General features: G+C 74.5%; 9 protein-coding genes and 1 pseudogene. 5 read left to right on the forward strand and 5 right to left on the reverse strand.

From position 1 onward, the window contains the following. Window positions 1-85 precede the first annotated feature (85 nt). Window positions 86-1,592 (reverse strand): annotated as a pseudogene (locus tag LCG91_RS04285) (DEAD/DEAH box helicase). Window positions 1,593-1,696: 104 nt separating this feature from the next. Here LCG91_RS04285 and LCG91_RS04290 point away from each other — a divergent pair. After that, window positions 1,697-2,413, forward strand: coding sequence for a ferritin-like fold-containing protein (locus tag LCG91_RS04290; RefSeq protein WP_224442612.1), 717 nt, complete (start codon window positions 1,697-1,699; stop codon window positions 2,411-2,413). A gap of 100 nt (window positions 2,414-2,513) precedes the next feature. Here the strand turns inward: LCG91_RS04290 and LCG91_RS04295 are convergent, their stop codons facing one another. Together LCG91_RS04295 and LCG91_RS04300 are read right to left on the reverse strand one after the other, a co-directional pair. Then, on the reverse strand, window positions 2,514-2,810 hold the full coding sequence (locus LCG91_RS04295; RefSeq protein WP_224442613.1) for a hypothetical protein: 297 nt from the start codon (window positions 2,808-2,810) through the stop codon (window positions 2,514-2,516). A gap of 1 nt (window position 2,811) precedes the next feature. Beyond that, window positions 2,812-3,036 carry a DUF3107 domain-containing protein gene (locus tag LCG91_RS04300; RefSeq protein ID WP_058749325.1) on the reverse strand — a complete coding sequence of 75 codons (225 nt, stop codon included), beginning with the start codon at window positions 3,034-3,036 and terminating at the stop codon, window positions 2,812-2,814. A gap of 162 nt (window positions 3,037-3,198) precedes the next feature. Between LCG91_RS04300 and LCG91_RS04305 the strand changes: the two genes are divergently transcribed. Beyond that, complete coding sequence (locus LCG91_RS04305; RefSeq protein WP_224442614.1) at window positions 3,199-6,354, forward strand: UrvD/REP family ATP-dependent DNA helicase; 3,156 nt, start codon at window positions 3,199-3,201, stop codon at window positions 6,352-6,354. After that, window positions 6,351-9,662: an ATP-dependent DNA helicase gene (locus LCG91_RS04310; RefSeq protein ID WP_318010450.1), complete on the forward strand. Its 3,312-nt coding sequence runs from the start codon at window positions 6,351-6,353 to the stop codon at window positions 9,660-9,662. Before LCG91_RS04305 ends, LCG91_RS04310 begins: the two co-directional genes overlap by 4 nt. 269 nt (window positions 9,663-9,931) lie before the next feature. Here LCG91_RS04310 and LCG91_RS04315 read toward each other — a convergent pair whose 3' ends face one another. Continuing rightward, entirely contained in the window at window positions 9,932-10,930 is a 999-nt protein-coding gene (locus LCG91_RS04315; RefSeq protein ID WP_058728242.1) for a phosphotransferase, read from the reverse strand. Window positions 10,931-11,049: 119 nt separating this feature from the next. On the opposite strand from LCG91_RS04315, the gene nudC reads away from it, so the two are divergent. Then, complete coding sequence (nudC, locus tag LCG91_RS04320; RefSeq protein WP_058728243.1) at window positions 11,050-11,985, forward strand: NAD(+) diphosphatase; 936 nt, start codon at window positions 11,050-11,052, stop codon at window positions 11,983-11,985. 14 nt (window positions 11,986-11,999) lie between these two features. After that, window positions 12,000-13,790 (forward strand): ATP-dependent helicase, encoded by a 1,791-nt coding sequence (locus LCG91_RS04325; protein ID WP_224442615.1) that lies wholly within the window; start codon window positions 12,000-12,002, stop codon window positions 13,788-13,790. Here the strand turns inward: LCG91_RS04325 and LCG91_RS04330 are convergent. After that, on the reverse strand, window positions 13,681-14,538 hold the full coding sequence (locus LCG91_RS04330; RefSeq protein ID WP_224442616.1) for a TOMM precursor leader peptide-binding protein: 858 nt from the start codon (window positions 14,536-14,538) through the stop codon (window positions 13,681-13,683). The two genes, LCG91_RS04325 and LCG91_RS04330, sit on opposite strands and share 110 nt — an antisense overlap. Between the last annotated feature and the right edge of the window lie 22 nt (window positions 14,539-14,560).

Here is a 14,560-nt window from a genome sequence, read left to right on the forward strand (position 1 = left end):
CGAGACTCGGTGCCACCTTCCCGCGCGTGCGGACGACGGAGGCCCCGTCACGTCCGTGACGGGGCCTCCGAACGGACGGGAGGCGCTACTCGCCCTCGCCGGTGCCCTGCGGTGCCGAGGCGGTCGCCTCGGCGGAGCCGCTGCCGCCGCTGCGACGACGGCGACGGCGACGGCGCTTCGCGGCGCCGTCGGTGGAGGCGGCGCCGGTCGCGCCCTCGGCGGACGGCTGCGCGGCGTCGGTACCGGTGGTCTGCTCGGCGGGGGCCGACGTGTCGGACTGCTGCGGGCCTCCCGACCGGGTGCGCGTGCGGGACCGCGAACGGGAGCCGCTGCGCTCGCCGCCCTGACGGTCACCGCCGCGCTCGCCACGCTTCGGTGCGGCGCCGGCCTCGGCCGCGTGCGAGGACGCGCCGGGCAGGCGGCCCTTCGTCCCTGCGGGGATGTCGAGGTCGGTGAACAGGTGCGGCGACGACGAGTAGGTCTCGACGGGCTCGGGGATGCCGAACTCGAGGGCCTTGTCGATGAGCGTCCACTTGTGCAGGTCGTCCCAGTCCACGAAGGTGACCGCGATGCCCGTCTTGCCGGCACGGCCGGTGCGGCCGGCCCGGTGCAGGTAGGTGTCCGGGTCGTCCGGGATCGTGTGGTTGATGACGTGCGTCACGTCGTCGACGTCGATGCCACGGGCGGCGACGTCGGTCGCGATGAGCACGTCGCGCTTGCCGGCCTTGAACGCCGCCATCGCGCGCTCGCGCTGCTCCTGGTTGAGGTCGCCGTGGACGGCGGCGGCGTTGAAGCCGCGGTCCTTCAGCTCCTCGACGAGCTTCGCCGCGGCGCGCTTGGTGCGGGTGAAGATCACGGTCTTGCCGCGGCCCTCGGCCTGCAGGATGCGGGCGATGACCTCGTCCTTGTCGAGCGAGTGCGCACGGTAGATGACGTGCTTGATGTTCGCCTGCGTCAGGCCCTCGTCCGGGTCCGTCGCGCGGATGTGCACCGGGCGGGTCATGAAGCGACGGGCCAGCGCGACGATCGGAGCCGGCATCGTCGCCGAGAACAGCATCGTGTGGCGCACCGCGGGGACGGCCTGGAAGATGCGCTCGATGTCCGACAGGAAGCCGAGGTCGAGCATGCGGTCGGCCTCGTCGAGCACGACCTCCTGCACCTTGGACAGGTCGAGCAGGCGCTGGCGCTGCAGGTCGATGAGGCGACCCGGCGTGCCGACGACGATCTGGGCGCCGGCCTTGAGCTGCTCGATCTGGCCCTCGTACGCCTTGCCGCCGTAGATCGACACGATCGTGGTCGGCCGGTTCGACGTGGCGAGCTCGAGGTCCTCGGTCACCTGCACCGCGAGCTCGCGGGTCGGGACGACGACGAGCGCCTTGACCCCCCGGCTCCGGAGCGGCACCGAGGCGCTGGATCAGGGGGAGGCCGAAGCCGAAGGTCTTGCCGGTACCCGTCTTGGCCTGGCCGATGATGTCCTGGCCGGTGAGGGCGAGCGGGATCGTCTGCTGCTGGATCGGGAAGGGCTCGGTGATGCCCTTCGTCGCGAGCGCGTCGACGATGTCCTGCTCGATGGTGAGGTCTGCGAAAGTCAAAGAAGCACCTTAGTCCTGGTGGAGGTCGACGACAGTCTACCGACGGCCGGCGACGGCAGCGCCCGCCGGGCGGGAGCAGGGCCCGCGGCCCGTATGCTTGGGGCGTGGTGTCGTGGTGGAACCGGAAGCGCGCTGCGCAGCTCGCCGCCGCGTGGCTGGCCTCGCGCAACCCGCGGAACGCCTCGCCCGTGGAGCGCCTGCAGCTGGACGACGTGAGCCCGGAGCTCGACGTCTACCTCGGGCAGGCCGCGTACCTGCAGCTGTCGCTCTACGAGACGATGGGGCGTGCCGGTGCCGCGGCGCCGACGATGTCCGGACGCCTCGTCACGGGCGTGCTCGCGACGACGGCACTCGAACGGCACCGCACGATCGTGGCCGAGATCGAGCGGACCGGCGGCGAGCCGGCGACGCTGATGGAGCCGCACCGCGAGGCGATCGACCGCTTCCTGCTGCGCACCAGCGGTGCCGACTGGTACGAGTCGATGCTCACCGGGTACGTGACGGCGGGCATCCTCAACGACCTGTTCGGCAACATGCTCCGGTCGCTGCCGCTCGACGTCCGCCAGCGTCTCCGGTCGGTGTTCGACGCGCGCGAGGAACCGGCGGTCGTGCAGGAGCTGGCGTCGCACATCGAGCAGGACCCGCGCATCGGATCGCGCCTGGCGATGTGGGGTCGTCGACTCGTGGGGGACACGTTGCTCGTGGCACGGTCGGCGCTGGCGGTCCACGCGCGGGAGGACCAGGAGAAGCTCGAGCCGGTGTGGACGGAGCTCATCGCGGCGCACACCCGGCGGATGGACGCCCTCGGGCTGACCGCCTGACGTCCGGCGGCACCGGGGCGGCGGCCGGGTCGATCTGAGCGGCTCGGTCGTGCACGGTGCGGCCCTGTCCTCGTCGGTCAGGCGCGCGCGTCCTCTGCACTCAGGCGCGCTCGGTGCGCGCCCGCTCGAAGAAGTCCTCGTCCGCAGCGGTACGACGGCGCCCCAGGACCCACTCGGTCACGACCGCGACGACGCCGGCGCCGACCAGGGCGACCACCCAGATCCACCCGCCGTCGTACGGCCAGCCGGCCCAGGTCAGCGCTTCCCACAGGACGGCGGCCACGATGCCACCGACGGCCGGGCCCAGCAGCGCCCCGCGGGTGGAGCGCCACGGCACGACGACGTGCGCGACGGCCCCGGCGATGAGGCCGCCGAGCACGGCGAAGAGCAGCTCCACGTCAGGCGACGAAGCCGATGCGGCGCGACTCCTCTGCGCCGACCTCGACGTAGGCGAGCGAGGCGACCGGCACGATGAAGCGCCGGCCCTTCTCGTCCTTGAGGGAGAGGTGGGTCGACTGCGCCTCGAGGGCCGCGGCCACGGCCTGCTCGATCTCCTCGGCGCTCTGGGCGGTCTCGAAGGCGATCTCGCGCGGGCTGTTGATGATGCCGATCTTGATGTCCACGAGCACAGCGTATCCGAGCGGCACCTGCCGGCACCGGGCGTTCGCCCGAGGCGCACCGCGGCGGTGGCAGCGGTGTCGGTGCGGCGTCGGCCCACGGCGCGACGCGGCGCCGACGACGGTGCGTCGACCGCTGCTGTCGGCCGTGGTCGGTAGCGTGTCCGCGTGCCCAGGACCACGCTGACGACCCTCCCCGAGGACGTCGGGGTCGCCCGCGCGCTCGTCGCCGACCCGGCGCAGGACGCCGTCCTGGCCCTGCCCGATCGTCGGCACGCCGCGGTGCTCGGCGCTCCGGGCACCGGCAAGACCACCACGCTCACCCGGCTGGTCGCCGACCGGCTCGCCCGTCCGGACGCAGTGTCGGCGGACGGACACGCCACGGTGCTCGCGCTGACCTCGGCCCGCACCGCGGCGACCGCGCTCCGCGACCGCCTGGCCGCGGCGGTCGACCGGGTCGTCCCGGGGGCGCTCGCCCGGACCGTCAACTCCCTCGCCTTCCAGGTCGTCGCGCACGCCGCGGCGCTGCAGGGGCAGGAGGCACCGACGCTCCTGACCGGTGGGGAGCAGGACCGCATCATCGCCGACCTGCTCGAGGGGCACGAGGCCGACGGCGGCGGCCCCGCGTGGCCGGCACCGATCACCGCCGTGGTGCGGGAGCGCGCCGGGTTCCGCACGGCGCTCCGCGACGTCATGATGCGCGCGGTCGCCGCCGGGGTCGAACCGGACGACATGCGCGAGCTCGCCGATGAGCGGGGACGCCCCGAGTGGCGCGCGGTCGGCGACTTCGTGGACGACTACCGGGCGTCGGTGACCGCCTTCCGCGGCAGCAGTCTCGACGCCGCCGAGCTGGTCGCGTTCGCGACCGCCGCGGTGCTGCGCCACGAGGTCCCCGCGAGCATCGCGGCGCTGCGCCTGCTCGTGGTCGACGACACCCAGGAGCTCGTCGAGGGCGAGATCGCCCTGCTCGGGGCGCTCGCCCGGTCCGGCGTGCAGGTCGTCGCGTTCGGCGACCCGGACATCGCGGCCTCGGCGTTCCGCGGCGCCGAGCCGGACGTGCTCGGGCGACTGGCCGTCCGGCTCGGGGTGGAGCGCGTCGACGAGGTCGTGCTCGGCACGGTGCACCGGCACGCGGCTCCGATCCGGACGCTCGTCGGGGCGGTGACGGCACGGATCGGAGCCGCCGCAGCCGGGCGGCAGCGGACCGCGGTGGCGTCGACGACGGACGCCCGCAGCGACGCCGTGCTGCACCTCGAGGCCGGCAGTCGTCCGGCGCTCGTCGTGGCGGTCGCCCGACGCCTCCGCGAGCACCGGCTGCTCGACGGCGTCCCCTGGCACCGGATGGCGGTCGTCACCCGCAGCGGTGCGGCGATCCCCGAGCTCGTCCGGGCGCTGTCCGTCGCCGAGGTTCCCGCGACGGCGGGCGCCGCTCCGGTCCGACCACGGGACGACAGCGCCGCCCGGTCGCTGCTCGACGCGGCCGCGGTCGCCCTCGGGGTGCTCCCGCTCGACGCCGACCTCGCCACGTCGTTCGCGACCGGACCCCTCGGCGGACTGGACACCCTGGCGATGCGACGGCTCCGGCTCGCCCTGCGGCGCGAGGAGCTCGCGGGCGGCGGGACCCGCACCGCCGACGAGCTGCTCGTCGAGGCGCTCGGTGCGCCCGAGCGGCTCGCCACCGTCGACGCCGGGTTCGCCCGTCGCGCCACCCGGCTCGCGCGCAGTCTCGTGCAGGCGCGGGCGGACGCCGCGGCCGACGCCAGCATCGAGGAGATCCTCTGGGGGCTCTGGGAGCGCAGCGGGCTGGCGACGACGTGGGGTGCACAGTCGGCGGCAGGCGGGGTGGGCGCCGCCGAGGCCGACCGGCACCTCGACGCCGTCGTCGGACTCTTCACCGCCGCGAAGCGCTTCGTCGAGCGGACGCCCGACGCGCCCGCACGGGTGTTCGTCGACGACCTGCTCGGCGCCGACCTGCCCGAGGACTCGATCGGCCCCGACCGCACGGCCGGCCGCGTGCGGGTGCTCACCCCGTCGGCCACCATCGGGCTCGAGTGCGACGTGGTCGTCGTGCTCGGGCTGCAGGACGGCGTCTGGCCGAACACCCGGGTGCGGGGGAGCCTGCTCGACCCGGACGGACTGGTCCGCGCCGCGGCCGGTGTCGACGACCGGACGGTCGACGACCGGGCAGCGGTGATCGCGGACGAACTCCGGCTGTTCGCCCGCGCTGTCTCCCGTGCCACGACGCAGGTCGTCATCTGCACGGTCGCCAACGACGACGAGGCCCCGTCGCCCTTCGTCCGACTCGTCCCGGTGCCGCCGGACCGGCAACCGACCGTGCACCCGCTGTCGCTCCGGGGGATGGCCGGGTCGCTCCGCCGCCGGGTGGTGACCACGGGTGACCACGAGGCAGCATCCGCCCTCGCGCGGCTCGCCGAGGCCGGCGTCGCCGGAGCGTCACCGGACGAGTGGTACGGGACTGCCGAGCCGACGACCGAGGACCCGCTCGTCGACCTCGACGCCCCGCCGGCACCCGAGCACGAGGGCGGCGAGCCGGTCGCCCCGACGGTGGCCGTGTCGCCCTCGCGCATCGGGACGTTCGAGGAGTGCCCGGTGCACTGGTTCGTGCAGACGTTCGGCGGCGGCGCTCCGAGTCCGGCGATGGGCATCGGGACGATCGTGCACGAGGCGATGGAGCAGGCCACCGCGGTGGACGTCGAGTCGCTGTGGGAGCACGTGGAGGGCCGGTGGGACGAGCTGACCTTCGAGTCGCCGTGGGTCGCGGACCGCGAACGGGCCAGGACCCGGCGGATGATCGAGGGGCTCAGCGACTACCTGCGCACGTTCGCCAGCGCCGGGCGACGGCTGCTCGGTGCCGAGACGTCGTTCGCACTCGTCACCGGTCCTGCCCGGATGCGCGGCAGCATCGACCGGATCGAGGTGGACCCGGACGGGCGGGTGAGCGTCGTCGACCTGAAGACCGGACGGTCGATGCCGAGCGAGAAGAACGACATGCCCGAGCACCCGCAGCTCGGCGCGTACCAGCTCGCGGTCGAGGACGGTGCGGTCGACGGTGTCCCGGCCGGGGCCCCGATGGCCGACGCCCGACTCGTCTTCGTGCAGAACCCCCGTGCCGGACGAGCGTTCTCCGAACGGACGCAGCACGCCTTCGACGACGAGGCGCGCGAGGCCTACCGCGAGCGGCTGCACGGGGTCGCGCGGGGGATGGCCGGACGGACGTTCCTGGCGAACGTCGACGACCACTGCGACCGGGCCCGCACGGGTGTCGAGTGCCGCATCCACGTCGTGGGAGAGGTGACCTGGTGACGACCGAGACCGACACGCAGTCCGAGTCGGGGTCCGACGTGCAGGTCGCGTCCGCGGCGCGCGTCGTCCCCGACGTGTCCGCCGCCGCCCACGACGCCGACGCGATCGCCGACGCCCTCGGCCGCCCCCGTCCGACGGACCAGCAGCGCGCGGTCATCGAGTCGCCGCTCACCCCGGCGCTCGTCGTCGCCGGTGCCGGCAGCGGCAAGACCGAGACCATGGCGTCGCGGGTGGTGTGGCTGCTCGCCAACGGCTTCGTCCGCCCGGCCGAGGTCCTCGGCCTGACGTTCACCCGCAAGGCCGCGGGCGAGCTGTCCGTGCGCATCAACGACCGCATCCGGGCGCTCGAGGACGTCGGGCTCCTGGCCGCGGGCGATGCCTTCGAGGCGCCGACGGTCTCGACCTACAACGCCTTCGCCAACGCCGTGTTCCGCGAGAACGCCCTGCTCGTCGGGCGCGACGGCGAATCGCAGGTGCTGACCGAGCCCTCCGCCTGGCAGCTCGCCCGGCGCGTGGTCGTCGGCGCGCGGGACGACCGGCTCGCGGGACTCGACCGCGACGTCGACACCGTGACGGCCGCCGTCGTGTCGCTCGCCGGCGCGGTGTCCGAGCACCTCGTCGACCCTGCCGACCTGCGGCGGTTCGCGATCGACTTCGGCGCCCTGCTCGAGCTGCCGGGGAACGCGAGGGGGAACCCCTACAAGGCGGTGACGGACGCCGTGGCCGCGATCGGGGCCCTGGAACCGCTGGTGGACCTGGTCGAGGAGTTCCGGCGGCAGAAGGTCGACCGCGGTTTCGTGGAGTTCTCCGACCAGATCGCCCTCGCGCTCGCCGCGGCCGAGTCCGCTCCGCGGGTGGTCGACGACCTGCGGAGCCGCTTCCGCGTGGTGCTCCTCGACGAGTACCAGGACACGTCGGTCGTGCAGACGCGGTTCCTCGCCCGGCTCTTCCGGGGCCACCCGGTGATGGCCGTGGGGGACCCGCACCAGTCGATCTACGGCTTCCGGGGCGCGAGTGCAGCGAACCTGGCACGCTTCCCGCGCGACTTCGGCGGACGGACGGACAGCGGCGGACGGACGGACAGCGGCGCGTCGGCCGTGGCGCCGGTCACCTTCGCCCTGTCCACGAGCTGGCGCAACCCGGTGGACGTGCTCGCCGGGGCGAACGCCGTCGTCGACCCGCTCTCGGCGGCCTCCGAGGTGGCGGTGGAGCGCCTCGCGCCACGGCCGGGAGCGGATCGGGGCACGGTGACCGCCGTCTTCCCGGAGACCCTGCCGGAGGAGGCAGACGCCGTCGCCCGCTGGTTCGCGGAGCGCCGGAGCGCCGCGCCGGAGGGCTCGATGGCACTGCTGCTGCGTTCGCGGAAGGACCTGTCGGCGTTCACCGCGGCGCTCGGCGCCCACCGGGTGCCGTTCCACGTGCTCGGGACCGGTGGTCTGCTGCAGCGGCCCGAGATCGTCGACCTGGTGGCGTGCCTCCGGGTCCTGCACGACCCGGCAGCGGGCAACGACCTCATCCGCCTGCTCGCCGGAGCACGATGGCGCGTCGGGGCGGCGGACATCGCCGCACTGCACGAGCTCGCCCGCTGGCTGTTCCGCCGCGACCACACCCAGCAGCGCCTCGACGACGAGCTGACCGCGGCCTTCCGGGCCTCGGTCGCCGCCGGGGAGCACGGGTCGATCGTCGACGCCCTCGACTTCGTCGCGAGCGCCCCGGACGACCACGGCGCCCTCGACGGCATCAGTCCCGCCGGCCGACAGCGGATGCGCGACCTCGGGCAGCAGCTCGCCGCGCTCCGGTCACGCGCGGCCGGTGACCTCGTCGACTTCGTCACGCTGGTGGTTCAGGAGATGCGACTCGACGTCGAGGTCGCCGCGCACGAGCAGGGCAGCGCCGCGTTCCTCGACGCGTTCGTCGACGAGCTCGCCGGCTTCGTGACCACCGACGACCGCGCGGACCTCGGGGCGTTCCTCGGCTGGATCGACGCCGCCGCGCGCCGAGACGACATGGGTCCGCGGTCCGAGGAGCCCGAGGCCGGCACGGTGCAGATCCTGACGATCCACGGCTCGAAGGGGCTCGAGTGGGACGCGGTCGCCGTGCCGCGGCTCGTGGAGGGCGCCCTGCCGGCCCGACCGCAGGAGGGGTCCTCGGGGTGGCTCGGCTTCGGCCGGTTGCCGTACGAGTTCCGCGGGGACGCCGAGGAGCTCCCGCGGCTCGACTGGCGCGGCCACGAGGACCAGAAGGGCGTCGTCGACGCGATCGAGGCGTACAAGGAGCAGGTGAAGGCCCGCAACGAGGACGAGGAACGCCGGCTGACCTACGTGGCGCTGACGCGGGCCCGGCACGACCTGCTCGTGTCCGGGTCGTCGTGGGCCGGTGGCGTCAAGCCGACCGCTCCGAGCCGGTACCTGCACGACCTGGTCGAGGCGGGGGTCGTCCCCGCGGACGCCGTGCCCGACGGCACCGCGCACGAGGAGAACCCGCTCGGCGGGGACGGCGCGACCCAGACGTGGCCGCACGTGCCGTTCGGGCAGCGGGGCGCACGCGTCCTCGCCGCCGCCGACCGGGTGCGGAACGCGAACCCCGGCGCGGCCGGGCGCTTCGCAGCGGACATCGACCTCCTGCTCGCGGAGCGGCAGGCCGCGCGGTCCGCGCGGCACCGCGTCGCGATCCCGCACCGCGTGCCGGCCTCGGGGTTCAAGGACTACGTCGGGAGGCCGGATGCGGTCGCCGAACGCCTGCGCCGACCCATGCCGGAGCGGCCGTACCGCGCGACCAGGCTCGGCACGCTCTTCCACCAGTGGGTCGAGCAGCGTGCGCGCAGCGGCGGCTCGCTCGAGACCCTCGACCTGTGGGACGACGAACGTGACCTCGACGCCGACGAGGCCGTGGACGCTTCGACCGACGCACCGGTCACCGACGACGACGCGCGGCGACTGGCGGCGTTCCAGGCGACGTTCGCGCGGTCACGCTGGGCCGACCTGACCCCGGTCGAGGTCGAACGCGAGATCCACATCCCGTTCCTCGGCCACAGCGTGGTGTGCAAGCTCGATGCCGTGTACGAGATCGGCGGTCGCGCCGAGGTGGTCGACTGGAAGACCGGCAAGGCTCCCACCGGCGCGGACGACCTGGCTGCGCGGCAGCTGCAGCTCGCGCTCTACCGGGTGGCGTACGCCGAGTTCACCGGGCGACCGGTCGACGAGGTCGACGCGGTCTTCTACTTCGTCGCCGACGACCTCGAGGTCCGGCCCACCGCACTGCTCGACCGTGCCGGTCTCGAGCGCGCGTGGCAGGACGCGCTCGGCTGAGCCTGCGCCCTCGGTGCGGATGCCGCGACGGACGGGAGGCGCGGGGCGGGGAGGCGCCGCCGGTGCGGACGGCGTGACGGACGCACCGGACGCGCGGGGCTGGGAGGCGCCGCCGGTGCGGACAGCGTGACGGACGGACGGGAGGCGCGGTGTGGGGCCGCGCCGCGCCTCCAGACCGGTGGATGGTCGCGACGGGCGCGGGACGGTCGACGGAACCGTGACGCGTCCGTCCGGGGGCGCTCGCCCGGGACCGCGTCCGGGGAGGAGGGTCAGCCGTGTCGACGCTCGGTCGACGACAGGAACTGCTCGACCTCGCCGATCTCCATCGTGTCGGGGGAGACCGACTGCAGCGGTTCGGCACTCGGCGTCTGTACCGCGTCGACCAGACGGTGCATCATCGCGACCGCGTCGTCGACGACCTCGGTGCTCTTCGCCTGCACACCGTGCAGCAGCCACTGCGCGGTCTCGAGCTCGTGGTACACGCGGGCCCGCTGGGCGAGCTGCCGGTCACGGCCGCCGCCGTTCGCCTCGTACGCGCTGAGGACGGTGTCGAAGCCGTCACGACGACCGGCCAGCACCCACGCGAGGTCCTTCGCGGGGTCCCCGAGCCGGAGCTCGCCCCAGTCGAGGATGCCGGTGACGGCGTCGCCGTCCACCAGGACGACCCCGGTGCCGAGCGCGCCGTGCACGACCGTGGGCGTGAACTGCCAGAGCTGCTGGTCGCGCGCGGCGCCCTCCCACCGCTCGACCAGGGCGGCGGGCACGAGCTTCGTCGCGACCGCGCGGTCCATCACCGAGACGGCAGAGCGCAGGACCTCGAACGGGGTGAGCGACGGCAGACCGGCGTCGGTGACGAAGCTCGTCGGGAGCTGGTGCACGGCGGCGACCGCCCGGCCGACGGAGGTCGCGAGCTCGGGTCGCTCGCCCAGGTCGCGCAGCGTCGGGTGGGTGCCGGGGACGTAGGTGGTGACGATGGCCCTGGTCGAGCCGATCGGTGCCTGACCGCGGTACTCGGCCACGGCGAACGGGAGTCGCGAGCGGATGCCGGCGCTGAGGGCACGGATCGCGACCAGGTCGGCGGACTGCCGGGCCTCGGCCCGCTGGTTGCGCGGCCGGCGGATCGCGCTGAGCGTGCCGTCCGCGTCGCGCAGGACCGCCGACTCGTAGTCCCCGGAGGCGGCCGAGCCGAGCGTGCGCGTGCCGGTCAGGACCAGACCGGGAACGGCCGTGGTCGCCAACGCGGCTAGAGTGAACTGGGATCCCGCCATGCCCTTCAGGGTAGGTCCGGGTCCGGTGCCGGAGCGCACGCCACGCTGGCCTGTGCAAGCCCGGGCACCGTCCACAGGGTCCCGCCGAGAAGCCCGTCCCGATCGAGGAGCACCCCGCCGTGACCGTCGAGTTCGCCGCCAGACTCCCGCTGTCCCGCAACGAACTCGACCGCGACGCGGAGTTCCGGACGACGCCCGACCTCGACCGTGTCCTGCGCGCCGACCCGTCGGTGCGGTGGTTGCCAGTGCGCGGTGCCGAGCTCCTGCGCGAGGACGGCGGCGCGCTGCGCTTCGTCGATGCAGCGGCGGTGCCGGAGGACGCGGTGACGCTGTACCTGGGCCGCGCGGTCGCGGACGCGCCGGACGCCCCGGCGGGCACCCGCTTCGTCGCGGCGCTGCTCGACGCCTCCGCCGCAGCCGGGATCGAGCCGGACGACGACGCCTGGGTCAGCCTCCGCATGTTCGGCACGGAGCTGTCCGCCCGCGACCAGGGCCTCGCGGTCGAGGCCGTCGCGATGGCGAACTGGCACGCCGTGCACGGGTTCTCCCCGCGCACCGGATCCCCGGCCGAGGTCGTCAGCGGTGGGTGGGTCCGCCGCGACCCCGAGGGCCACGAGCTCTTCCCGCGCACCGACGCGGCGATCATCGTCGGGGTCACGGACGCCGACGACCGCATCCTGCTCGGGTCCAACGCGGCCTGGGACGCCGACCGCTACTCCCTGCTCGCCGGCTTCGTCGAGCCGGGGGAGTCGCTGGAGGACGCCGTCCGCCGTGAGGTCTGGGAGGAGTCCGGCGTCCGGGTCGAGGAGCCCGAGTACCTCGGGTCGCAGCCCTGGCCGTTCCCCGCCTCGCTCATGCTCGGCTTCCGTGCCCGAGCGGTGGACGGGGACCCCTCGACCGCCCGGCCCGACGGCGTGGAGATCCTCGACGTCCGGTGGTTCTCGCGCGACGAGGTCCGTGAGCGCGCGGGTGACACCCTGCTGCTGCCCGGCCGCACGTCGATCGCCCGCGCGATCATCGAGGAGTGGTACGGCGGGCCGCTGGACGTGCCGTGAGCGATCCGCGTGCCGTGACCGACCCGCGCGCCGGGACGGGCCCCGGTGCCGGGACAGGCCCCGGTGCGGGGACGGGGGCCCCGCCCGTGCGGCCGCCGTCGCCGGATGAGCTGCTGGCGGCGCTCGACGCCGAGCAGCAGACCGTCGCCCGGACGCTGCTCGGCCCCGTCGCGGTGCTCGCGGGCGCGGGGACCGGCAAGACCCGGGCGATCACCCACCGGATCGCGTACGGGGTCGCGACGGGCACGTACTCGCCCAGCCACGTCCTCGCGCTGACCTTCACGACCCGTGCAGCCGGCGAGCTCCGGTCACGACTGCGCGCCCTCGGTGCCGGGACGGTCCAGGCGCGCACCTTCCACGCCGCGGCCATGGCGCAGCTCAGCTACTTCTGGCCGGACACCGTCGGCGGACACGCGCCCCGGATCGTCGAGTCGAAGGGCCGGGTCATCGCGCACGCCGCCGACACGGTCGGGATCCACGTCGACACCCCGGTGCTCCGCGACCTCGCCGCCGAGGTCGAGTGGCGCAAGGTGCAGATGCTCACCTACGACGAGTACGAGGCCGCCGCGTCCGACCGGGTGATGCCGCGCGACACCCCGCCCCGGCGCGTGGTCGACCTGATGAAGGCGTACGAGCAGCTCAAGGACGACCGCCGGCAGCTCGACTTCGAGGACGTCCTGCTCGCGACGCTCGGCATGGTCGAGTCCGAACCGCGGGTCGCCTCGTACGTCCGGCAGCAGTACCGGTTCTTCGTCGTGGACGAGTACCAGGACGTCTCACCGGTGCAGCACGACCTGCTCCGCGCGTGGCTCGGCGGCCGCGACGACGTCTGCGTGGTCGGCGACGCCAGCCAGACGATCTACTCGTTCGCGGGCGCGTCGAGCCGGTACCTGCTGGGCTTCGGTTCGGAGTTCCCGCGCGGATCCGTGCTGCGACTCGAGCGCAACTACCGCTCGACACCCGAGGTCGTGCACGCCGCGAACACCCTGATGCGCGGGCAGCCCGGCGCGCTCGACCTCGTGGCGCAGTCCGCCGACCGGGGCCCCGAGCCGGAGGTGCTGGCCTGCGTGCACGACGGCGACGAGGCCCAGACCGTGGCCCGGCACATCGGCGGACTCGTGGCGGCGGGAGCGACGTTCGGCGACTGCGCGGTGCTGTACCGCGTCGGAGCGCAGTCCGCCGCGCTGGAGTCCGCGCTCGGCCGCGCCTCCATCCCGTACCGGGTGCAGGGCGGCACGCGGTTCTTCGACCGGCCCGAGGTGAAGCTCGCGGTGCACCACATGCGCGGCGAGGCCGTGCGGCAGACCGACGACGAACTCACCCGTCGCGTCGGGCTCGTGCTCCAGCTGAGCGGCTGGACCCCGACGCCACCGGACGGCACCGGCGCGGTCCGCGACCAGTGGGAGGCGCTGCAGGCGATCATGGGCCTGGCCGAGGCATCGCCCGCCGGGACGACCATGCAGCAGTTCACGCAGGACCTGGTCGACCGTGCGGCGACCCACCACGAGCCGGAGCTCGACGCCGTCACCCTGGCCACGCTGCACTCGTCGAAGGGCCTCGAGTGGCCGCACGTCGTCGTCGTCGGCGCTGCCGAGGGGCTCCTGCCCATCTCGCACGCCACGACCGATGCCGAGGTCGACGAGGAACGCCGGCTGTTCTACGTCGGACTGACCCGCGCGCGCCGCTCGGTCACCGTCACGTGGTCACGGCAGGGTTCCACGCGCGGGGGTGCCCGGGCGCCGAGTCGGTTCCTGGCAGCGCTCGACACGCACACCTCGGGTGCGGTGCCACCGGTCGCAGGCTGACCGCGAGGTCGTCCCGGTCGAACACGACCTGGTCGGTCCCGGGCTGCTGCGTCCGCAGGGGCAGGCGCTGTACGAGCACCCGCACCGCGGCGGACGCGATCGCGGCGAGACGCCACGGCGACAGCGGCGCGGCGGGGCGGCCCCAGACCTGCGCGGCGAGCGTCGGCCACGCCGGGTCCTCGTCCACGCGGGCGTACTCGATGCACTGCAGGCACGGGCCGTCGCCCGGGACGACCACGGGTCCGAGCCGGACCCGTCCGTCGCCGACGACGAGCGACAGGTGCGGGGTCCCCCGCCGCGCCCACGCCGACCGGAGCGCCGGGTCGACGACGTGGTCGGCGACGACCACAGCGATCGACGGCGGCGGATCGGGCAGGACGATCGGCCCACCGCGGGGTGCGGCGGTCCGGGCGACGGTGACGCCCTCGCCCGAGAGCATGTCGGCGACCACGTCGGCGAGGGTCCCGTCCCCGTGGACCTCGACCCGGGCGAGCGGCTCGGGCAGGACGTCGACGACCGCTGGGGAGGCATCCCCGAGCACGCGGGCCGCGACCTCGGGCCGGCACCCGGTCGTCGCGGCGAGGGCGGTCAGCGCGTCGCGGCTGGTCTCCCGCCGCAGCGCGCAGAGGAAGCGTTCCTCGGCCACGGTCGGCACCGGGACGACTGCACGTGGAGGGTCGACGCCGAGCTGGACGGTCCCCGGGTCACGCCAGACGAACTCGAGCGTGGGGTCGATGCGGATGCCCATGCACCCACCGTGTCGCAGGCGA

This window comes from Curtobacterium sp. TXMA1, from assembly GCF_020162095.1.
Taxonomy (GTDB): Bacteria; Actinomycetota; Actinomycetes; order Actinomycetales; family Microbacteriaceae; genus Curtobacterium.